19 protein-coding genes and 1 pseudogene are annotated in these 20,066 nt (G+C 63.1%); 9 read left to right on the plus strand and 11 right to left on the minus strand.

Annotated elements, in window-relative coordinates:
* Nucleotides 1-15: 15 nt before the first annotated feature.
* On the minus strand, nucleotides 16-1,128 hold the full coding sequence (locus ACWHXP_RS17170; protein WP_134135500.1) for a chemotaxis protein: 1,113 nt from the start codon (nucleotides 1,126-1,128) through the stop codon (nucleotides 16-18).
* 424 nt (nucleotides 1,129-1,552) lie between these two features.
* Here ACWHXP_RS17170 and ACWHXP_RS17175 point away from each other — a divergent pair.
* Both ACWHXP_RS17175 and panB read left to right on the plus strand, forming a co-directional pair.
* A pseudogene (locus ACWHXP_RS17175) lies at nucleotides 1,553-2,195 on the plus strand (deoxynucleoside kinase).
* A 7-nt stretch (nucleotides 2,196-2,202) separates the two neighbouring features.
* The gene (gene panB, locus ACWHXP_RS17180; protein ID WP_121042966.1) at nucleotides 2,203-3,030 is read left to right on the plus strand and encodes a 3-methyl-2-oxobutanoate hydroxymethyltransferase; all 828 of its coding nucleotides are present in this window, start codon (nucleotides 2,203-2,205) and stop codon (nucleotides 3,028-3,030) included.
* A gap of 85 nt (nucleotides 3,031-3,115) precedes the next feature.
* On the opposite strand, the gene dnaJ is transcribed toward panB, so the two are convergent.
* From dnaJ to ACWHXP_RS17210, 6 genes are all read right to left on the minus strand, one after another.
* On the minus strand, nucleotides 3,116-4,243 hold the full coding sequence (dnaJ, locus tag ACWHXP_RS17185) for a molecular chaperone DnaJ (RefSeq protein ID WP_121042964.1): 1,128 nt from the start codon (nucleotides 4,241-4,243) through the stop codon (nucleotides 3,116-3,118).
* A gap of 252 nt (nucleotides 4,244-4,495) precedes the next feature.
* Nucleotides 4,496-6,436 carry a molecular chaperone DnaK gene (gene dnaK / locus ACWHXP_RS17190; RefSeq protein WP_489635468.1) on the minus strand — a complete coding sequence of 647 codons (1,941 nt, stop codon included), beginning with the start codon at nucleotides 6,434-6,436 and terminating at the stop codon, nucleotides 4,496-4,498.
* 155 nt (nucleotides 6,437-6,591) lie between these two features.
* Nucleotides 6,592-7,161 (minus strand): nucleotide exchange factor GrpE, encoded by a 570-nt coding sequence (gene grpE, locus ACWHXP_RS17195; protein WP_489635467.1) that lies wholly within the window; start codon nucleotides 7,159-7,161, stop codon nucleotides 6,592-6,594.
* 600 nt (nucleotides 7,162-7,761) lie between these two features.
* The gene (gene hemH, locus ACWHXP_RS17200) at nucleotides 7,762-8,871 is read right to left on the minus strand and encodes a ferrochelatase (protein WP_489635466.1); all 1,110 of its coding nucleotides are present in this window, start codon (nucleotides 8,869-8,871) and stop codon (nucleotides 7,762-7,764) included.
* Between the two features lie 44 nt (nucleotides 8,872-8,915).
* Nucleotides 8,916-10,562: a DNA repair protein RecN gene (gene recN, locus ACWHXP_RS17205; RefSeq protein WP_489635465.1), complete on the minus strand. Its 1,647-nt coding sequence runs from the start codon at nucleotides 10,560-10,562 to the stop codon at nucleotides 8,916-8,918.
* A gap of 79 nt (nucleotides 10,563-10,641) precedes the next feature.
* Nucleotides 10,642-11,559 (minus strand): NAD kinase, encoded by a 918-nt coding sequence (locus tag ACWHXP_RS17210; RefSeq protein ID WP_039785185.1) that lies wholly within the window; start codon nucleotides 11,557-11,559, stop codon nucleotides 10,642-10,644.
* A gap of 36 nt (nucleotides 11,560-11,595) precedes the next feature.
* Between ACWHXP_RS17210 and ACWHXP_RS17215 the strand changes: the two genes are divergently transcribed.
* Together ACWHXP_RS17215 and hrcA are read left to right on the plus strand one after the other, a co-directional pair.
* Entirely contained in the window at nucleotides 11,596-12,324 is a 729-nt protein-coding gene (locus tag ACWHXP_RS17215; protein WP_489635464.1) for an HAD family hydrolase, read from the plus strand.
* Between the two features lie 71 nt (nucleotides 12,325-12,395).
* A complete protein-coding gene (hrcA, locus tag ACWHXP_RS17220) occupies nucleotides 12,396-13,424 on the plus strand; it encodes a heat-inducible transcriptional repressor HrcA (RefSeq protein ID WP_034341051.1) in 1,029 nt (342 codons plus the stop codon).
* A 120-nt stretch (nucleotides 13,425-13,544) separates the two neighbouring features.
* Here hrcA and fur read toward each other — a convergent pair whose 3' ends face one another.
* Nucleotides 13,545-13,970: a ferric iron uptake transcriptional regulator gene (gene fur, locus ACWHXP_RS17225; RefSeq protein ID WP_034341048.1), complete on the minus strand. Its 426-nt coding sequence runs from the start codon at nucleotides 13,968-13,970 to the stop codon at nucleotides 13,545-13,547.
* 212 nt (nucleotides 13,971-14,182) lie between these two features.
* On the opposite strand from fur, the gene ACWHXP_RS17230 reads away from it, so the two are divergent.
* From ACWHXP_RS17230 to ACWHXP_RS17250, 5 genes are all read left to right on the plus strand, one after another.
* Nucleotides 14,183-14,731 (plus strand): outer membrane protein assembly factor BamE, encoded by a 549-nt coding sequence (locus ACWHXP_RS17230; protein ID WP_489635463.1) that lies wholly within the window; start codon nucleotides 14,183-14,185, stop codon nucleotides 14,729-14,731.
* Between the two features lie 45 nt (nucleotides 14,732-14,776).
* Nucleotides 14,777-15,583 (plus strand): 4-hydroxy-tetrahydrodipicolinate reductase, encoded by an 807-nt coding sequence (gene dapB / locus ACWHXP_RS17235; protein WP_039786793.1) that lies wholly within the window; start codon nucleotides 14,777-14,779, stop codon nucleotides 15,581-15,583.
* A gap of 159 nt (nucleotides 15,584-15,742) precedes the next feature.
* Complete coding sequence (locus tag ACWHXP_RS17240; protein ID WP_034341031.1) at nucleotides 15,743-16,438, plus strand: MotA/TolQ/ExbB proton channel family protein; 696 nt, start codon at nucleotides 15,743-15,745, stop codon at nucleotides 16,436-16,438.
* 33 nt (nucleotides 16,439-16,471) lie between these two features.
* Nucleotides 16,472-16,915, plus strand: a complete 444-nt coding sequence (locus ACWHXP_RS17245) for an ExbD/TolR family protein (RefSeq protein WP_134135514.1) — start codon at nucleotides 16,472-16,474, stop codon at nucleotides 16,913-16,915.
* Between the two features lie 12 nt (nucleotides 16,916-16,927).
* Complete coding sequence (locus tag ACWHXP_RS17250; protein ID WP_489635462.1) at nucleotides 16,928-17,254, plus strand: barstar family protein; 327 nt, start codon at nucleotides 16,928-16,930, stop codon at nucleotides 17,252-17,254.
* A 95-nt stretch (nucleotides 17,255-17,349) separates the two neighbouring features.
* Here ACWHXP_RS17250 and ACWHXP_RS17255 read toward each other — a convergent pair whose 3' ends face one another.
* From ACWHXP_RS17255 to ACWHXP_RS17265, 3 genes are read right to left on the minus strand one after another with little or no spacing between them, the layout of a single operon-like run.
* Nucleotides 17,350-18,171 carry a phosphodiesterase gene (locus ACWHXP_RS17255; protein ID WP_489635461.1) on the minus strand — a complete coding sequence of 274 codons (822 nt, stop codon included), beginning with the start codon at nucleotides 18,169-18,171 and terminating at the stop codon, nucleotides 17,350-17,352.
* Nucleotides 18,168-19,262, minus strand: coding sequence for an ABC transporter ATP-binding protein (locus ACWHXP_RS17260; RefSeq protein WP_034341014.1), 1,095 nt, complete (start codon nucleotides 19,260-19,262; stop codon nucleotides 18,168-18,170). The genes ACWHXP_RS17255 and ACWHXP_RS17260 overlap by 4 nt, the downstream gene beginning before the upstream one ends.
* Nucleotides 19,259-20,062: an ABC transporter permease gene (locus ACWHXP_RS17265; protein WP_134221345.1), complete on the minus strand. Its 804-nt coding sequence runs from the start codon at nucleotides 20,060-20,062 to the stop codon at nucleotides 19,259-19,261. Before ACWHXP_RS17265 ends, ACWHXP_RS17260 begins: the two co-directional genes overlap by 4 nt.
* Nucleotides 20,063-20,066: the final 4 nt, after the last annotated feature.

The following is a 20,066-nucleotide window of genomic DNA, read 5'->3' on the forward strand; positions in this document are numbered from 1 at the left end:
CGGTGCCTCGTGATCTCAGAAAAAATCCACCTGCGACGGTGGCGCGGGATGGCCCTGCTGGCCGGCATGCATCTGGCGTTGTTCCTGGGTGGTATAGGTCTTTTCAAGATCAGTCAGCCACTGCTGCGGCGAGGGCAGCGCCCGCGCCTCGGCGGCCGCGTTGCGCAGGCGCAGGATGTCCTGCTGCACGTGATCCAGGATCTGGCTGATGCGGTCCTGGAATTGCAGGTGGACCAGGATGTCGCACACTTCGCGGTCGACTTCGCGGCCTTCGTCTTCCAGCGTTTCCATGGTCGTGGTGAGCTTCATGGCGGAGTGGCGGAAGTCGGCGATGATCTGGTCGATCACGGCGCGCGAGTTTTCGGCGATGCCTTCGGTATCAGCCGCATCCCCGGTGGCACCGATGGCCGCCATGATCTGCTGGCGCGCGCTCTTGGCGCGGGCAGCGATCTGGCGGCTGTTCTCGGCCGAGCGCTCGGCCAGTTCCTGCCAGCTCTGCTCGTCGCTGAGCAGATCGGTCACGCCGGTCTGGCCGGCCAGTTGCTCGTTCTGCTGGGCCAGGCGGCGAATCTCGTCATTGGCCGCCATCAGGCTGTCGAACTTGGTCACCAGCACCTGGCGCGAGGCCAGCATGCCTTCCAGCGCCGAGGCAATCGCACCCAATTGTTCAGCAGCGTGCTGCACGGTCTGCAGGATCTCGCCGTTGGCGCTATGTCGGGCGGGGTCCAGTGCGCCGCCCAGGCGCTCGTGGATGCCGACGAAGCGGGCCGTCAAGCCGTCGATGGCCGATTGCGTCTGGGCCCGCGCCAGTTGCACATTGCCCTGCCACACCGGCAGCACTTCTCGGACCAGTTCGGCCAGTGGCGCGGTGCTCGCAACTGCGCCAGCCGGCTCGGCTGCCATCACCGGCTCTCTCTGCAGCCCGCCAGCAAGCGCTGCCGCAGGTGGCAAGGATGGCTGCGGCGCGGCCATGGCGGGCACCGCCGGGGCGGGCAGGCAAGTCAGGTAGAAGGCCCCGCCGATCAGCAGGCCGACCAGTGCCCCCAGCCACCAGTGCTGGGCCAGCATCATGAACAGCAGCAGATTCACCAGGCACAGCATCGGCAAGATATTGCGAAGCGATTTCACAGCCACGTTTTCCTGTTGGTTGTTGTCAGCTCGGGGCAAAGCGCACGGCCATGATCGCGATGCACACAGCCCGCCCTTGACGGTGTTTACGGCAACTACGGGCGCTTCTTTGGCAAAACCGCCCGGTGCGCAGGCGAAGTTGGCGGCGACAAAGGCGATTCAGCACCCCTGCACCCACTGCCGCCCGGCACTAATGCAGCTTGCAACGGGTCTATCCTGCGCGCACTGACCCTCAGCCTATTGTGCTGGCTGCCCGGGTCTCGCCTTGCGTGGAATAAAGGCCGAATTCCGGTTGAGTTGTCTGCACCAACGGACAATCATCGAAAAGTTGCCAAGAATTAACAAAAAGCCAGGTCGGCCATTCAGGCCGGCCGCAATGAAATCAACTACAATGCCGCACCCGGCGTGCCGGGGGAAAGACACCATGGAACTGGAAAGCTATCGCTATATCGCAATCGACGGCCCGATCGGGGCTGGCAAGACTTCGCTGGCCACGCGCCTGTCGGCGCTCTGGGGGCGCACAGGCCGTGCTGGAGCAGCCGGAAGGCAATCCCTTCCTGGCCGAGTTTTACCGGGATGCTGCACGGCATGCCTTCCAGACCCAGGTTTTTTTCCTCCTGCAGCGCATGGGGCAGTTGCAGGCACCGCTGGATCCGGCGCAGCTGGAGGGACGCTTCATTGCCGACTTCATGCTGGAAAAGAACATCCTGTTCGCCCAGCTGACCCTGGCCGGCGATGAACTGGCGCTTTATGACGCCTTGTATCGCCAGTTGCAGCCCAAGGCGCGGGTGCCGGACCTGGTGATCCACCTGCAGGCACCGGCCGATGTTTTGCAAACGCGCATCACAACGCGGGGGATCGCCATGGAGGAAGCCATCTCCCTGGATTACCTGCAACGGCTGTCGGAGTGCTACAGTCAATTTTTCTATCATTACCAAGACGCGCCGGTACTGACCGTCAACACCGAGCATCTGGATCCGGCCCACAGCGATGCCGATCTGGCCATCCTGCTGCAGCACATCCAGGAGATGCACGGGCCGCGCGCCTTTCTCAATCACGGAGGTTGAATCTTTCATGGCAGGCTATCTTCAGGAATCGGGCGCGGCACGCGCCAAGCCGGTGACCACCCACACCCTGCAGGCGATGCGCGCCAAGGGCGACAAGATCAGCATGCTGACCTGTTATGACGCCAGCTTCGCCACGCTCATGGAGCGCGCCGGGCTGGAAACGGTGCTGATCGGCGACTCCCTGGGCATGGTCTGCCAGGGCCATGATTCGACCCTGCCGGTGACGATCCAGGATGTGGCCTATCACACGGCGGCCGTCGCGCGCGGCACCCGCACCATGCTGATCATCGCCGACCTGCCCTTCGGCACCTACCCGACCCGCGAGGAAGCCTTCCGCAACGCCGCGCAGCTGATGCAGGCGGGCGCGCAGATGGTCAAGCTGGAAGGCGGCGTGTGGCTGGCCGATACCATCAAGTTCCTCACCGAGCGCGGCATCCCGGTGTGCGCGCACATTGGCCTGACGCCGCAGTCAGTGCACCAGCTGGGCGGCTTCAAGGTGCAGGGCAAGACCAGCGATGGCGCCACGCAGCTGCATGCGGATGCGCTGGCGGTACAGCAGGCGGGCGCTTCGCTGGTGGTCATCGAAGCGGTGCCGGCCACGCTGGGCAAGGAAGTGACCGACCGCCTGGCCATCCCCACCATCGGCATTGGCGCCGGCCCCGATTGCTCGGGCCAGGTGCTGGTGATGCATGACATGCTGGGCGTGTTCCCGGGCCACAAGAGCCGCTTCGTGCGCAACTTCATGGACGGGGCCAGCGGCATCGAGGAGGCGGTGCGCCACTATGTGGCGGCCGTGAAGGATGGCAGCTTCCCGGCACAGGAGCATTGCTTCTGAGGCCTTGATTCAGGCTGTGGACAAGAAAAAGGCCAGCGAGATCGCTGGCCTTTTGCTTTGCTGCCGATGATGCAGATGCTGCTGATTACTCGAAGAATTCTTTGACCTTGTCCTTCCAGGTCTTGGTCTGCGGGCTGTGCTTGGCGCCGCCTTCGGTGGTGAGCTGCTCGAACTCGCGCAGCAGTTCCTTCTGGCGATCGGTCAGCTTGACCGGGGTCTCCACCACGACGTGGCAGAACAGGTCGCCCGCGTAACCGGAACGCACACCCTTGATGCCCTTGCCGCGCAGGCGGAAGGTCTTGCCGCTCTGGGTGCCTTCGGGAATGGAGAAGGACGCCTTGCCGTTGAGCGTGGGAGCTTCGATCTCGCCACCCAGTGCCGCCTTGGCGAAGGAGATCGGCATCTCGCAATGCAGGTCGTCACCATCGCGCTGGAACACGTCGTGCGGCTTGATGTGAATTTCCACATACAGGTCGCCCGGGGGACCGCCATTGACGCCCGGCTCACCGTTGCCGGAGGAACGGATGCGCATGCCGTCGTCAATGCCTTCGGGGATCTTCACTTCCAGCGTCTTGTTGCGCTTGATGCGTCCGGCACCGGCGCAGGTGGTGCAGGGTTCCGGAATGATCTTGCCGCTGCCGTGGCACTTGGGGCAGGTCTGCTGGATGCTGAAGAAGCCCTGTTGCATGCGCACCTGGCCATGACCGCCGCAGGTGGTGCAAGTGACCGGCGAGGTGCCGGGCTTGGCGCCGCTGCCGTGGCAGGTATCGCACTGGTCCCAGGACGGCACACGGATGGTGGTGTCGAAGCCGTGCGCAGCCTGTTCCAGCGTGATTTCCAGGTTGTAGCGCAGGTCGGCGCCGCGATAGACCTGCGGGCCGGAGCTGCGGCCGCGGCCACCGCCGCCGCCAAAGATATCGCCGAAGATGTCGCCGAAGGCATCGGCAAAGCCACCCGCGCCGGCACCGCCGCCGCCACCCATGTTGGGGTCGACGCCGGCATGGCCGTAGCGGTCGTAGGCCTCGCGCTTCTGCGGGTCCGACAGCATCTCGTAGGCTTCCTTGACCTCCTTGAACTTGTCTTCCGCGCCCTTGCTGTCCGGGTTGCGGTCAGGATGGTACTTCATCGCCAGCTTGCGATAAGCCTTCTTGATTTCGTCGTCGCTGGCGTTCTTCGCCAGTCCGAGCACTTCGTAAAAATCGCGTTTTGCCATGTTGTATAACCCACCTTGTTATTGTGTTCCGTCGCTGCTGCGATGGCCTGCATCTGCGGCCGCGCAAGCACGACCGGAAACCAACAATGTGAAAAAGCCGAGTTCAGCTTTTGACTGCGGACTCGGCGTACCGGCCTGGCCGAAAAAACAACCCGGCCGGGTGGATGCTTCTCAAAAATCCGCCCGGGCTGCGGAAAAACCGCACCCGGGCGCGAGCGCTGACCTCCGATGAAACGAGGCGTCAGTCCCGGATTACTTCACTTCCTTGAAGTCGGCGTCGACCACGTTGTCGTCCTTCGGGGCTGCACCGGCGGCACCGGCCTGAGCACCTGCGGCGCCCGCAGCACCACCGGCGGCAGCGGCTTGCGCCTGCTGGTCGGCGTACATCTTCTCGCCCAGCTTCTGCGCCGCGGTCGACAGGGCTTCGGTCTTGGCATCGATGGTGGCCTTGTCGTCACCCTTCAGGGCTTCTTCCAGGTTCTTGATGGCGGCTTCGATGACTTCCTTCTCGCCGGCTTCCAGCTTGTCGCCGTATTCGCCCTGGGCCTTCTTGGTCGAGTGCACCAGCGCATCACCCTGGTTGCGGGTCTCGGCCAGTTCCTTCAGGCGCTTGTCTTCCTCGGCGTTGGCTTCGGCGTCGCGCACCATCTTTTCGATCTCTTCTTCATTCAGGCCGGAGTTGGCCTTGATGGTGATCTTGTTTTCCTTGCCGGTGGCCTTGTCCTTGGCGCCCACGTGCAGGATGCCGTTGGCGTCGATGTCGAAAGTCACTTCGATCTGCGGGGTGCCGCGCGGTGCCGGCGGGATGCCTTCCAGGTTGAATTCGCCCAGGGCCTTGTTGCCCACGGCCATTTCACGCTCGCCCTGGTAGACCTTGATGGTCACGGCCGGCTGGTTGTCGTCGGCAGTGGAGAACACCTGGCTGAACTTGGTCGGAATGGTGGTGTTCTTCTTGATCATCTTGGTCATGACGCCGCCCATGGTTTCGATACCCAGCGACAGCGGGGTCACGTCCAGCAGCAGCACGTCCTTGCGGTCGCCCGAGAGGACCGAACCCTGGATCGCGGCACCGACGGCCACGGCTTCGTCGGGGTTCACGTCACGGCGCGGATCCTTGCCGAAGAATTCCTTCACCTTCTCGATGACCTTGGGCATGCGGGTCATGCCGCCGACCAGGATCACGTCGTCGATGTCAGACACCTTCACACCGGCATCCTTGATGGCGGTACGGCAGGGTTCGATGGTCTTGGCGATCAGTTCCTCCACCAGGGACTCCAGCTTGGCGCGGGTGATCTTCAGGTTCAGGTGGACCGGTGCGCCATTGGCCATGGCGATGTAAGGCTCGTTGATCTCGGTCTGTTGCGAGGACGACAGCTCGATCTTGGCGCGTTCGGCCGAGGCCTTGATGCGCTGCAGGGCGATGGCGTCCTTGGACAGGTCCAGGCCGTTGATCTTCTTGAATTCCTCGATGATGTAGTCGATCAGGCGCTGGTCGAAGTCTTCGCCGCCCAGGAAGGTGTCACCGTTGGTGGACAGCACTTCGAACTGCTTTTCGCCATCGACGTCAGCGATTTCGATGATGGACACGTCGAAAGTACCGCCGCCCAGGTCATACACGGCGATCTTGCGGTCACCCTTTTCAGCCTTGTCCAGGCCGAACGCCAGTGCCGCTGCGGTCGGCTCGTTGATGATGCGCTTGACGTCCAGGCCGGCGATGCGGCCGGCGTCCTTGGTGGCCTGGCGCTGGGCGTCGTTGAAGTAGGCCGGCACCGTGATGACGGCTTCGGTGACTTCTTCGCCCAGGTAGTCTTCGGCGGTCTTCTTCATCTTGCGCAGGACTTCAGCGGAAATCTGCGGCGGGGCCAGCTTCTTGTCGCGCACGCCAATCCAGGCGTCGCCGTTGTCGGCGGCCACGATCTGGTAGGGCATCAGGTTGATGTCCTTCTGCACTTCCTTCTCGGTGAACTTGCGGCCGATCAGGCGCTTGGCGGCGTAGATGGTGTTCTTCGGGTTGGTGACGGCCTGGCGCTTGGCGGGAGCGCCGACCAGGATTTCGCCGTCTTCCTGATACGCAATGATGGAAGGCGTGGTACGCGCGCCTTCGGAGTTCTCGATCACCTTGGGCTGGTTGCCTTCCATGACGGAAACGCAAGAGTTGGTGGTGCCCAGGTCAATACCAATGATTTTTCCCATGATTTTTCCTTCGTTCTTTCAGCCCTGGATGTCGGGCTACAGGTGTTTTGAATGGTTTGAATATGTGGAGGAAAGACTGACTTTCAAGCGCCGAAACCACCGGATGAAGCAAAAATGATGCCGTTTGCCTCTTTCTCCTTCCGGCGCCGGTCCGCTTACTTTCCCTGGGCCACCGTCACCAGCGCCGGACGCAGCAGACGGTCGGAAATCATATAGCCTTTTTGCAGCACGGCAACCACCGTGTTGGCTTCCTGCTCGGCCGGCACGGCCGAGACGGCCTGGTGCTTCATCGGGTCGAGCTTCTCGCCGGCCTGCGGGCTGACTTCCTGCAGCTTGTTCTTCTCGAAGGCCGAGGAGAGTTGCTTCAAGGTCATGTCCACGCCTTCCTTGAGCGATTCCAGCGAGGCGTTTTCGATCTTCAGGGCCATTTCCAGACTGTCCTTGACCGCCAGCAGCGACTCGGCGAAGCCCTCGATGGCGAACTTGTGGGCCTTGGCGATGTCTTCCTGAGCACGGCGGCGGATGTTCTCGCCTTCGGCACGGGCACGCAGGAAGGCGTCCTGCATCTCGGCAGCACGGGCTTCGGCTGCGGCCAGCTTGTCTTCCAGCGTGGGCTCGGCAGCGGCAGCCGGAGCAGCCTGCTCGGCGGCGGTAGCAGCAGCGGCGTCAGCAGCCTGGTTGTCTTGCTGGACGGATGGGTTTTCCTGTTTTTCCATGTCTTGCATTCCTGAATTACCTCCAACAAATCAATGATTTACGTGCGTGCGGCAGCCTGATGTGAAGCGCCGTCCGCCAAGGGATGCGGCACAAGTAGGGCATGTCCCTGCTTTTTCAAGGGCTTTTTGGCACTTTCCGGCGACTTTTTGCCTGTTTATGCGATTTCAAGAAGAAAAATGTTACGCGCGCTTACAGAAATTACGGGGTCTGACTTCAAGTTAATTCGACCTCGACCTAAACTGAATTCGAGTTCCCGCCCTTTGGGGCAGGCTCGTTTGACGGCATTCCCACTTCCCCTCATCGCTTGTCGCGCCAACAAGGTGTCATCATGAAACTGCCACTGATTGCGGCCATTATCTTCGTTGCCCTGTACAGCCTGCTGGCTACCGCCTGGATCAGCTATACGCATCTGGTGAGCGAATACACGCTCTGAGCGCCGCTACCCCCGGTTTTTTTCTTGTATGAACAATCTGGTCGCCCTGCACCAGGCAAGATCGTTGCCGGACAGACAACATCGGCGACAGTAAAGGCGTTCAGCCCGCCATTTTAGCAGGCTGACGTCGGTTGGCCGCCCGAGGTCGGCGGCCGATATGAAGCTTCCTGAAAAATCAGCGATCCGCGCCGAGTGCCTTTGCCCGCTCTGCGGCGATCGCCTGCTGGCGCGCCATCTCTTCGCGGGAGGCGGCATTGCTCATGGTCGGCCAGCCGGCCAGGTGCTGCTCGACGATCTCCACCATGCCGTTGATCCAGGCCGGTGATTCATTCAGGCAGGGGATGAAGTGAAACTCCTTGCCGCCTGCGTGCAGGAAGTCTTCCTTCACTTCCATGGCGATTTCTTCCAGGGTTTCCAGGCAGTCGCTGGTGAAACCGGGACACATCACGTCGATGCGGCGCACGCCCTGCCGGCCCAGTTCCTGGGCGGTGGGCGCGGTGTAAGGCTGCAGCCACTCGGCCTTGCCGAAGCGCGACTGGAAGGTGACCTGGTACTGCTCATCGGTCAGCCCCAGCGATTGCGCCAGCAGGCGTGCGGTCTTGTAGCACTCGCAATGGTAAGGATCGCCCAGCATCAGCGTGCGCTTGGGCACGCCGTGGAAGCTCATCAGCAGCTTGTCTGGCCGGCCGTGCAGGTCCCAGTGATCCAGCACCGACTGGCGCAGCGCCTGGATGTAGGCATCCTGGTCGTGATAGTTGCGGATCAGGCGCAGCTCGGGAATGTTGCGCACCAGGCGGTAATGGTCGAAGACGGCATCGAAGATGGAAGCAGTGGTCGTGCCCGAATACTGCGGATAGGCCGGCAGCACCAGGATGCGCGTGCAGCCCTGTTGCTTCAGCTGGTCCAGCACTTCGGGCAGCGAAGGCGTGCCATAGCGCATGGCATACACCACCTGCAACTGATGATGGCCGCGCCCGGCCAGTTGCACCGCCAGCGCAGCGGCCTGGCGCTGTGTATGCACGCGCAGCGGCGAGCCTTCCTCGGTCCAGATGCTGGCGTATTTCTCGGCCGACTTGGAGGAGCGGAAGGGCAGGATGATGCCGTTGAGAATGAACCACCACACCGCACGCGGGATTTCCACTACACGCGGGTCCGACAGGAATTGCTTGAGGTAGCGTCGTAGCGCGCCTGCATTGGGCGCATCGGGCGTGCCGAGATTGACCAGCACCACGGCGGTGGAGGCCGGGCTGCCGTGGGTGTAGGGAGGTTCTTTGCGGAAGGGCATGGTCGTTGAGCTTGGGTTTCTTGATGTTCTTGGTGTGAGGGCGATCAGGAAGCCAGCAGCTCGCGCGCATGCTTGCGCGTGGTGGCCGTGATTTCCAGTCCGCCCAGCATGCGGGCGATTTCTTCCACGCGTGCCTTGGGGTCCAGCCCGTCGATGTCGGAGAGGGTCTTGCCGCCCTCGCTGCGCTTCTTGACCTGGTAGTGCTGGTTGGCCTGGCTGGCCACCTGCGGCAAGTGCGTCACGCACAGCACTTGCCGTTCCTGGCCGAGACGCTTCAAGAGCCGTCCGACCACTTCGGCCACGGCACCGCCGATGCCGCTGTCGACTTCATCGAAGATCAGGGTCGGTACCGTGGTGGCGGCCGAGGCGATCACCGAGATGGCCAGCGAGATGCGCGCCAGTTCACCGCCCGAGGCCACCTTGGCCAAGGCGCGCGGTGCCACGCCGGCGTGGCCGGCCACCAGGAATTCCACCTGTTCCAGGCCGTATGCCGCCGGCTCCACTTCATTGAGCGCGATCTCGAAACGGCCACCGGCCATCGACAGATCCTGCATGGCGGCCGTGACCGCCTCGCCCAATGCGGCCGCTGCCTTGGCGCGCGCCTTGGAGAGGTTCTGCGCCTGCGCCAGATAGGCTTGCTTGAGCTTGTCTTCCTGCGCGCGCAGAGCATCGAGGTCGCTGGCATCGGCCAGTTGCTTCAATTCTTCGGAGAGCTTGCGATGCTCCTCGGGCAGCTCATCGGGCTGCACATGGAATTTGCGGGCGGTCGAATGGATGGCTTCCAGGCGCTCTTCCACTTCCTGCAGGCGCGCGGGATCGAGTTCAACGCGGCCGAGATAATCATTCAAGGCATAGACCGCTTCCTGCAGCTGGATCTGCGCCGGTTCCAGCGCGTCGAGCACCGGCTTCAAGGCAGTATCGACATCGACCAGCTTGCTCAGCTTCTGCGTGATCGAGGAGAGTTGCGAGAGGATCGGCGACTCCGATTCCGAGATCACGCCCAGCGCCTCCTGCGCGCCACCAATGAGCGCAGCAGCATGCGACAGGCGGCTGTGCTCGGTGCTGATGTCAGCCCATTCGCCGGGCTTGACGGCCAGCTTGTGCAGCTCGGCCACCTGCCACTCCAGGCGCTCGCGCTCCAGCAGCACATTGCGCGCATCCTGCTCGAACTGCTCACGCTGGCGGGCCAGGGCGCGCCAGGTCTTGTAGGCGGCAGCCACCTCGCGCGCAGGTTCCAGCAGACCGGCCTGGCTGTCCAGCAACTGGCGCTGGGCATCGGCCTTCATCAGCGACTGGTGCGCGTGCTGGCCGTGGATGTCCACCAGCATCTCGCCGACTTCGCGCAATTGCGCGGCGGTGGCGGCGCTGCCGTTGATGTAGGCCTTGCTGCGGCCGGCATTGTCGATCACCCGGCGCAGCAGCACGCCGTCGTGCTCGCCGCTGAATTCGTGTTCGTCCAGCCAGGCCATCACTTCCGGCGTGGCGGTGAAATCGGCGCTCACATCCGCCTTGGCCGCGCCCTCGCGCACCACGCTGGGATCGCCCCGTCCGCCCATGGCCAGTGCCAGGGCATCGATGAGGATGGATTTGCCGGCGCCGGTTTCGCCGGTGAAGACGGAGAATCCGCGCGCGAATTCGAGCTCGATGGCATCGACAATCACGAAGTCGCGAATCGTTAAGGTACGCAGCATGGTGGTCTCGCAGCGGGTTGGACGGACAGGCCAGTAGGCTCAAGCGGGCCGGCACGCGAAGGCCGGGCTTGATGCGCGCTTATTGTAATCGGCCTTCTATGGAGGGGTATTCATTCCAGTGCAGCTTCTCGCGCAGGGTATCGAAATAACTCCAGCCCTCGGGATGCAGGAAAGTGATCTTGTGCGCCGAACGGCGGATCACGATGCGGTCGCCATGCAGCACGCTGGTCAAGGATTGCATGTCGAAGTTGGCGCTGACCTCGCGCCCGGCCACCACCTGGATCACGATCTCGCAGGAATCCGACAGCGTGATGGGCCGGTTGGACAGCGAATGCGGAGAAATCGGCACCATCACGATCCCGTGCAGGCTGGGATGCAGAATGGGGCCACCGGCCGACAGAGCATAGGCGGTGGAACCGGTGGGCGTGGCCACGATGAGACCATCGGAACGCTGGTTGTACATGAAGCGGCCATCGACCTCCACCCGCAGCTCGACCATGCCGGAGGTGGAGCCGCGCGCCACCACCACATCGTTCAGGGCCAGCGCCCGGAAAATCTCGCTGCCCTCGCGGTAGACCCGCGCTTCCAGCAGCGAACGCGACTCGGCTTCGACCTTGCCTTCCAGCATGTCGGCCAGAGCCGGTATCATGCGGTCCTGGGCGATATCGGTGATGAAGCCCAGGCGGCCCTGGTTGATGCCGATCAGCGGCACGTTGTAGGGTGCCAGCTGGCGCGCGATGCCGAGCATGGTGCCGTCGCCGCCGACCACGATGGCCACGTCGGCGTGATGCCCGATCTGCTCGGGCGTCATGCTGTCATAGCCTTGCAGGGCGATGTTCTCGGCGGTCTCGGACTCGAAGACCACGGTGTGGCCATGCGACTCCAGGAACACCGCGATGTCCGACAAGATCTGCGCGATGCCGACGGCCTGGAACTTGCCGACGATGGCGACGGTTTTGGGTACGGCTGCCTGAACGGGTAATTTGATGGGCCACATGCTGCGGATTAGACCATAATTTGAGATGACATTGTAATGAAACCAAGCGCTTCCTCCCTGCCCTCCTCGCCCGCTCCCTCCCCCATCGAGGCAGTCCTGTTCGATCTCGACGATACCCTGTGGGCCATCGAACCGGTGCTGGTACGTGCCGAAGGCCTGCTCTACGACTGGCTGCGCGAGCATGCACCCGCCGTGGTGGCCACCCATACCATTGCCGGCCTGCGCGAACGCCGCATGGCCCTGATGAAGACCGACCCGATGTATCGCATCGACCTCTGGAAGCTGCGCCACACGGCGCTCTCCGAGGTCTTCCGCGAGCATGACGTGGACCTGGCGCTGGTCGACCCGGCCATGGCCCTGTTCTCCGAAGCGCGCAGCACGGTGGCGCTGTTCGATGACGTCGAACCGGCGCTGCTGCGCATGAAGGGCAAACTCACGCTGGGTTCGGTCTCCAACGGCTTTGCCGATCTGGAGCGCATCGGCCTGGCCGGGCACTTCGGGGTCTCGATTGCCGCCCATCGCTTCGGCCGCGCCAAACCGGATCCGGCCATCTTCCACGCCGCCTGCGAGGCACTGCAGGTCGCCCCGGCAGCCACCGTCTATGTGGGCGACGATCCGCTGCTGGACGTGCAAGGTGCGCAGCGGGCCGGTTTGCGGGCAGTATGGATGAACCGTTTCGACCGCACCCTGCCCGAAGGCATCACGCCCGACGCCATCTGCCGCGACCTGCATGAGCTGCACGACTGGCTGCAGGCGCAAGCCTGACCCTTTGTTCAATTTCTGGAAGAACTGATGCGGCCGTCACATTTACCGGATATGCCGCTAGAATATGCCCCATGCAACTCGATAACCGCGCCCGCACACTCCTGAAGGCCCTGGTCGAACGGTACATCGCCGACGGCCAGCCAGTGGGCTCGCGCGCCCTGTCGAAACTGTCGGGCCTGGAACTGTCGCCGGCGACCATCCGCAACATCATGGCCGATCTCGAAGAGATGGGCTTCGTCGCCAGCCCGCACACCTCGGCCGGCCGCGTGCCCACGCCGCGCGGCTATCGCATGTTCGTCGACACGCTGCTCACCGTCGAGGCCATCGACGAAAGCGCCCTCGAAGGCCGCCTGCAGGCACGCCTGCAGCACAGCGGTTCGCCCCAGAAGATCATCACCAATGCGGCCCAGGTGCTGTCCTCGCTGTCGCAGTTCGCCGGCGTGGTGATGACGCCCAAGCGCGAATCGATGTTCCAGCAGATCGAGTTCCTGCGGCTGTCGGAAAAGCGCATCCTGCTGGTCATCGTCGACCAGGGCGGCGACGTGCAGAACCGCATGCTCCTGACCGACGTCGACTACACCCCGAGCCAGCTGACCCAGGCCGCCAACTACATCAACCAGCATTACGCCGGCCAGTCCTTCGACCAGGTGCGCATCCACCTGCAGGGCGAACTGCGCCAGCTGCGCGACGACATGACCGCGCTCATGCAGGCCGCCGTCGAAGCCGGCAGCGACGCCATGAACGAAGAGGCCGACAACAACGTGGTCATCTCCGGCGAACGCAACCTGCTGTCGGTGACCGACCTCTCCTCCAACATGAATTCACTGCGCCGCCTGTTCGACATGTTCGAGCAGAAGACCGGGCTCTTGCAGCTGCTGGATGTGTCCAGCAAGGCCACGGGCGTACAGATCTTCATCGGCGGAGAATCCCAGCTGGTGCCGATGGACGACATGAGCATCGTCACCGCCCCCTACGAGGTCAACGGCCGCATCGTCGGCACTCTGGGCGTGATCGGACCGACCCGCATGGCCTACGAACGCGTCATTCCCATCGTCGATATCACGGCCAAGCTGCTTTCCAGCGCCTTGAGCCAGCACTGATCGCTGCCAGCACAACCATCGCGCCAGGACGCAAAAAAGCCATGTGAGACCTCACATGGCTTTTTTACATTTTCCTTCATGCAGCCTTGCCGGAATCAAGCCAGGCAAGCGAAAGCAAACTTACTTCTTCACTTTCTTGCAGTTTTTGCAATGACCGTAGAGGGCCAGGGCATGGTCGGCGATCTCGAAACCGTGCTCCTGGGCAATCTTGAGCTGGCGCTTCTCGATTTCGGCGTCGAAGAATTCCTCGACCTTGCCGCAATCCAGGCAGACCAGGTGGTCGTGGTGCGAGCCTTCGTTGAGTTCGAAGACGGCCTTGCCGGTCTCGAAGTGATTGCGCTGGAGCAGGCCGGCCTGTTCGAACTGGGTCAGCACGCGGTAGACGGTGGCCAGGCCGACGTCGAGGTTGTCGGACAGCAATTGTTTGTAGACGTCTTCGGCGCTCAAGTGGCGCACGGAGGTGTTCTGGAAGATTTCGAGGATCTTCAGGCGCGGCAGGGTCGCCTTCAGGCCGCTGGCCTTCAGTTCGGATGGATTGTTCGGCATGGTAGAGTGGGTTCCCGGGTTTTACTGGTCTCGAACAGGCGCGGCGGTCCACTGGGAAGACCTGGCGGACCGTTCCGGCGGGGCGGTGGGGAACGCCCTTTTACACCCGGAACGCACTCATGCCTATTTAAGAAGTAAGTTCTAGCTTATCATATAGCGCTTTAGGCTCATGGCTCAACCCGGTTGAAATCTTTATGCGCATGCTTTCCCGAATGAAGTCCCGTCATCACACCACCGCCATCGGCGTCCTGACTGCACTGGCCGTCTCGCTGGCCGGCTGCTCCTCGACCAAGGCACCGGAACAGGCAGCACCCACCGATACCTCGGGCGTGAAGGTGACCGGCAAGAGCAACAGCCTGTTCGGCTTCTTCAAGCCCTACCGCATCGACATCCAGCAAGGCAACTTCGTCTCCAAGGAAATGGTGGCGCAACTGCGCCCCGGCCTGACACGCGACCAGGTGCGCTTCGTGCTGGGCACGCCACTGCTGACCGACATGTTCCACAGCAACCGCTGGGACTACGATTTCCGTCTGGCCAAGGGCAACGGCGAGATCATGACCAGCCGCGTCTCGGTGTTCTTCAAGGATGACCTGCTGGATCACGTCGAAGGCGGCCAGAACCTGCCCACCGAAAGCGAATACCTGACCCTGATCACTGACGCCAAGGTCGGTTCCAAGGCCGGCTTCAGCGACAAACCCAAGGACGACAGCGAGATCAAGCCCGCCTCGCCGGTGGCGCCTTCCTCGGCCACCAACAAGTAAGCCAGGCAAGCCCCGTCCTTCGCACTTCTTTCTTCCGAGTTTTACATGACTGCACTGAATATCGCGGTGACCGGCGCCTCCGGGCGCATGGGCCGCATGCTGATCGAAGCCATCCTCAACGCCGAGGGCCTGCACCTCTCCGGCGCCCTGGATACGCCCGCCTCGCCTGCCATCGGCACCGATGCCGGCCTGTTCCTGGGCAAGACCACCGGCGTGATCATCGAATCCGAGCTGGCACGCGGCCTGGCCGGTGCTGACGTGCTGATCGATTTCACCCGTCCGGAAGGCACGCTCAAGCACCTGGAATACTGCGCCGCCCACGGCGTGAAGGTCGTCATCGGCACCACCGGTTTCGAGGCCGAAGGCAAAGCCGCCATCGCCGAATTCGCCAAGCGCACCGCCGTCATGGCCGCGCCCAACATGAGCGTGGGCGTCAACGTCACGTTGAAGCTGCTGGAACTGGCCGCCAAGAATTTCTCGCACGGCTACGACATCGAGATCATCGAAGCCCACCACCGCCACAAGGTCGATGCTCCCTCGGGCACTGCGCTGAAGATGGGCGAAGTCATCGCCGATGCGCTGGGCAAGAAGCTCGACGACGTCGCCGTCTACGCCCGCGAAGGCGTTACCGGTGAGCGCGATCCGTCCTCCATCGGTTTTGCCACCGTGCGCGGCGGCGACATCATCGGTGACCACACGGTCCTGTTTGCCGGCATCGGCGAGCGCATCGAGATTTCGCACAAGTCCTCCAGCCGCGTGTCGTACGCCATGGGCAGCCTGCGCGCCGCACGCTTCCTGGCCGACAAGGACACCGGCCTGTATGACATGCAGGATGTGCTGGGCTTCAAGTAAGCCGAGCCCGCAATCACAGGAAATGCCCGACGCTGCCGCGCCCCACCAGGTCCGGCAGCGAATTTTTTTGGGGTCCGCCGCTCCAAGCGACTCACCCCCAACCAACCGTCATTGACTCCCTGCCGCGCGCGCGCGGCGTCTTTCCCGAAAGCACCTACCATGGAACAGAACGTTGGATTTGCCCACTACTGGGCCCAAGGCGATGCCGTTTCGCACTCGGTGGCCTATCTGCTGTTGCTGATGTCGATCGCCAGCTGGTTCTACATCCTCTCCAAGGCCTGGGCCGCCTGGCGCATCCGCCGTGGCAGCAATGCCCTCGAACAATTCTGGCAGGCCCCGACCCTGGCCGACGCCACCGCCGCCATGCAGCGCCTGGACAGCGAACAGATCTACACCCCCATGGCCGAGCGTGCCGCCGAAGCGGCCGACATCGGCACGCGCCAACAGGGCACGCCGTCGCTCAACGCCGCGACCGATCCGGGCGAACTGATCACCCGCACCCTGCGCCGCGAAATCAACCGCGTCTCGGCGCGGCTGGAACGCGGCCTGACGCTGCTGGCCTCGGTCGGCTCGACCGCGCCCTTCGTGGGCCTGTTCGGTACCGTCTGGGGCATCTACCACGCGCTGGTGGCGGTCTCGGCCAGCGGCACGGTGCAGATCGACAAGGTCGCCGGTCCCGTGGGCGAGGCGCTGATCATGACCGCGCTGGGCCTGCTGGTAGCGATCCCGGCCGTGCTGGCCTACAACGCCTTCACCCGCATCAACCGCGTGGTGCTGGCCGAACTGGATGGCTTCGCACATGACCTGCATGCCTACCTGACCACCGGCGAGCGCGTCGGCGGCATGCGCAAATAATTTTTTCGACACCCGATCCGAGAGGAGTCCCACATGAGTTTCGGCGGATTCAACGACAACCAGAACTCGGCCCCGATGGCCGACATCAACGTCACCCCGATGGTGGACGTGATGCTGGTCCTGCTGGTGATCTTCATCATCACCGCGCCCATGTTCACCCACGCCCTGAAGCTGGACCTGCCCACCGCGCAGTCCAACCCGGCCCCGGAAAAACCGGAGACCATCACCCTGGGCATCGATGCCGCCGGCAAGCTGTACTGGAACGACCAGCCGGTCAGCGAAGCGGACATGGATGCGCGTCTGGCGGCTGCTGCGGCCAAGAAACCGCAGCCCGAGCTGCAATTGCGCGCCGACAAGTCGACCCGCTATGAAATGATCGCCGAAGTGATGTCGGCCGCGCAGGGTGCGGGGCTGACCAAGCTGGGTTTCGTCACCGACCCCAAGGGCGGCGGCAAGAGCAACAGACAAGCAAACTGAAAGAGAGCAGGCATGGCCACCGTACAACTGGCGGGCGACCGCATCACCGACTGGGACAGTTTCCATACCGAGAGCGCAGCCGCCTTCGGCTTCCCGGATTTCTATGGCCGCAGCATGGATGCCTGGGTCGATTGCCTGTCTTATCTGCGTGATGAGGACGGCATGTGCAAGTTCAGGCTCAAGCCCAAGGAAGTGCTGACCATCGAGATCAGCCACAGCGCCGACCTGCACCAGCGCCTGCCAGACCTGGTGGAGGATGTGGAATTCTGCTGCACGGCCATCAATGACCGCTGCGAGGATTATGGCGAGCCGCCGGTCATTGCGCTGGTGTGGAAGTGATATTGCCGTTTTCCATTCATCTCCCCCATCGCTGCGGCGGCCCTGATTGATCTCTCAAAGAGATCAATCAACCAAGCGATCGATCGTTCAATCGATCAATCAATCAACTCATCCCCATCATAAAACGGGTACGGCCCATCGAATTCCCCGATGAAGGCCGTATGACTGACCAGGCTCTGCGCAGCCGCATCCCACCAGTGCAACTGGAATCCCGGCGGCTCCATGACGAAGCAGGAAGGTGCTTGCGGATCCAGGTCCAGCTGCACCTGGTGTGACACGCCCGGACAAGTCGTGGCCAGCGTCCCGCCAAAGCGGCGCTGGATGGAGCGATGCAGGTGGCCGCACAGGATGCGTTCAACCTGCGGATGCTTGCGCACCACCGCCTCCAACGCCTGCGGATCGGCCAGCCCCATGTCATCCATGTGCCCGATGCCGGTGGTAAAGGGCGGATGATGCATGGCGATCACGGTCGGCCGTTCCGGCTGCTGGGCCAGCACCTCATCCAGCCACAACAGGCTGGAGGCGGCCAGTGCGCCGCCGCTGGCGCGCGGAATCACGGTATCGAGCGCGATGATGCGCACCGGATGATCCTCGATCACATACTCGATGCGCTCGCCGCCCTGCTGCAGATAGGTGTGCTCCGGGAAGGCCGCGCGCAGCGCATTGCGCTCGTCATGGTTGCCCGGCAACAGGTAGTACGGCATGGTCAGCGGTGCCAGCAAGTCACGCAGGCAGGCATATTCGGAGGGCTTGCCGAAGTCCACCAGGTCGCCGGTGATGACCAGCACGTCCGGCTTCTGCTTCAAGGCATTGACCTGCCGCACGCAACGGCGCAGTGCTTCGGCGGTATCCACCACGCGATAGGATTTCTTGCCATCGGTCTTGATGTGCAGGTCGGAAATCTGTCCCAGGATCATGCGGTCTCCTTCTCGGCACGCGGTGCCAGTTTTACCAGTGCTTCGGCCGGCACGCGGATGGCGATCTGCTGGCCGGCTTCCCACCAGCCACGGCGGCTGGTCTCGGCAATGACCGGGCGTTCGGTGCCAATTTCGATTTCAAAACGGGTACGGTCGCCGAGGAAGAAAGTGTTGAGCAGCTTGCCGCGCACGCACTGCGCATCGGCTTCGGTGACATCCACCACCTCGACATCTTCGGGACGGAACAGGGCACAGGCCTGCTGCCCCTGCTGGGCCGCATCGAGCTTGTCGAGCAACGGCAGGCTCCCTGTGGGCAACAGCAATCTATCTCCCGAAACGATACCTTGCACGCGATTCATCGCCCCGATGAAATCGGCCACGAAGTCATTGGCGGGATGATAGTAGATCTCGCGCGGGGTACCGATCTGCGAAATCTTGCCGCGTTCCATGACCACGATGCGGTCGCCCAGCGCCATGGCCTCGCCCTGGTCGTGGGTGACATAGATGGCGGTGATGCCGAGGCTGCGCAGCAGCTTGTTGAGGTCACTGCGCACAGCTTCGCGCAGCTTGGCATCGAGTGCCGTCAGCGGTTCGTCCAGCAGCAGCACGCGCGGCTCCATCGCCAGTGCGCGCGCCAGGGCCACACGCTGCTTCTGGCCGCCCGAAAGCTGGTCCACGCGGCGATGCGAAAGGCCTTGCAGATGCACCATCTCGAGCAGGCGCTCGACGCGCTCGGCACGTTCGCCGGCGGGGATCTTGCGGATCTTCATGCCATAGGCGATGTTCTCGCCCACGCTCATGTTGGGGAACAGCGCATAGTTCTGGAACACCATGCCCACGCCACGCTTTTCAATCGGCAGTGCGGTCACGTCTTCGTCGCCGAAGAACACGCGCCCGCCTTCATCGGGAAACTCCAGCCCGGCGATCATGCGCAGCGTGGTGGTCTTGCCGCAGCCCGAGGGACCGAGCAGGACCAGGGTTTCACCGGGATGGATATCGAGGTCCAGCGGCTGCAGCGCACGCGTGCCATTGGCGAAGGACTTGGCGCATTGCTGCAGGCGGATGGAAACGGCTTCTTGCTTGGGCTTCATAGACTGACTTTCTTGCGTGTTGCCTGGGTCGCCCACTGCATGCCGATCAGGAGCGGAATGATCATGAAAAAGAAGATCAGCGTATACGCCGACCCCACCTCCAGCCGCATCGATGCATAGGCATCGGCCAGGCCCACCGGCAGGGTCTGGGTCAGCGGCGTGTGCAGCATCCAGGTGATGTTGAATTCGCCGATGGAAAGCGTGACCACCATCAGCGCCCCGGCCAGGATGCCCGAGGCGGCATTGGGAATGACGATGCCGAAGAAGCGGCGCATCCGCCCCGCCCCCAGGCTGGCGGCGGCTTCTTCCAGCTGGGCCAGCTGCGAGGACTGCATCACCGCCAGCACCGGGCGCACCATGAAGGGCAGCGTGAAGATCACGTGGCCGACCAGGATGAAGAGAATGCTGGCGCGGAACCCGCGCAACTGGCCATAAGCCATGATCAGCGCCAGTGCGGTGGCCAGGCCCGGCACGGCCACCGGCATCATGAGCAACTCTTCGATGACGCGCGCCAGGCGGCTGTGGCCGCCACGATAGCGCGCCAGCATGTAGGCCAGCGGCACGCCGGCCACCAGGGTCACCGCCAGGCAGGCCAGCGCGATGATGAGCGAGCGCCAGATGGTGGGCTGGTACATCTCCCACACCTGGGCCACCCAGCGCAGCGTCAGTCCGCTGGACAAGCCAACGAAGAAATTTTCGGTCACGCCGGCCAGCATCGACAGCACCACCGGCACCACCAGGAAGGCGCACACCAGCAGCGTGAATCCCAGCTGCAGGTAAAAACGGAAACGATTTTGCATGGCT

This window comes from Herbaspirillum sp. Her2 (assembly GCF_057961375.1).

Coding starts and splice junctions, on each gene's coding strand:
- hrcA (WP_034341051.1), top strand. CDS start 12,396: ATGCAACTCGATAACCGCGCCCGCACACTCCTGAAGGCCCTGGTCGAA.
- ACWHXP_RS17230 (WP_489635463.1), top strand. CDS start 14,183: ATGAAGTCCCGTCATCACACCACCGCCATCGGCGTCCTGACTGCACTG.
- fur (WP_034341048.1), bottom strand. CDS start 13,970: ATGCCGAACAATCCATCCGAACTGAAGGCCAGCGGCCTGAAGGCGACC.
- dnaK (WP_489635468.1), bottom strand. CDS start 6,436: ATGGGAAAAATCATTGGTATTGACCTGGGCACCACCAACTCTTGCGTT.
- dapB (WP_039786793.1), top strand. CDS start 14,777: ATGACTGCACTGAATATCGCGGTGACCGGCGCCTCCGGGCGCATGGGC.
- ACWHXP_RS17210 (WP_039785185.1), bottom strand. CDS start 11,559: ATGTGGCCCATCAAATTACCCGTTCAGGCAGCCGTACCCAAAACCGTC.
- recN (WP_489635465.1), bottom strand. CDS start 10,562: ATGCTGCGTACCTTAACGATTCGCGACTTCGTGATTGTCGATGCCATC.
- ACWHXP_RS17265 (WP_134221345.1), bottom strand. CDS start 20,062: ATGCAAAATCGTTTCCGTTTTTACCTGCAGCTGGGATTCACGCTGCTG.
- hemH (WP_489635466.1), bottom strand. CDS start 8,871: ATGCCCTTCCGCAAAGAACCTCCCTACACCCACGGCAGCCCGGCCTCC.
- panB (WP_121042966.1), top strand. CDS start 2,203: ATGGCAGGCTATCTTCAGGAATCGGGCGCGGCACGCGCCAAGCCGGTG.
- grpE (WP_489635467.1), bottom strand. CDS start 7,161: ATGCAAGACATGGAAAAACAGGAAAACCCATCCGTCCAGCAAGACAAC.
- dnaJ (WP_121042964.1), bottom strand. CDS start 4,243: ATGGCAAAACGCGATTTTTACGAAGTGCTCGGACTGGCGAAGAACGCC.
- ACWHXP_RS17255 (WP_489635461.1), bottom strand. CDS start 18,171: ATGATCCTGGGACAGATTTCCGACCTGCACATCAAGACCGATGGCAAG.
- ACWHXP_RS17250 (WP_489635462.1), top strand. CDS start 16,928: ATGGCCACCGTACAACTGGCGGGCGACCGCATCACCGACTGGGACAGT.
- ACWHXP_RS17240 (WP_034341031.1), top strand. CDS start 15,743: ATGGAACAGAACGTTGGATTTGCCCACTACTGGGCCCAAGGCGATGCC.
- ACWHXP_RS17215 (WP_489635464.1), top strand. CDS start 11,596: ATGAAACCAAGCGCTTCCTCCCTGCCCTCCTCGCCCGCTCCCTCCCCC.
- ACWHXP_RS17260 (WP_034341014.1), bottom strand. CDS start 19,262: ATGAAGCCCAAGCAAGAAGCCGTTTCCATCCGCCTGCAGCAATGCGCC.
- ACWHXP_RS17245 (WP_134135514.1), top strand. CDS start 16,472: ATGAGTTTCGGCGGATTCAACGACAACCAGAACTCGGCCCCGATGGCC.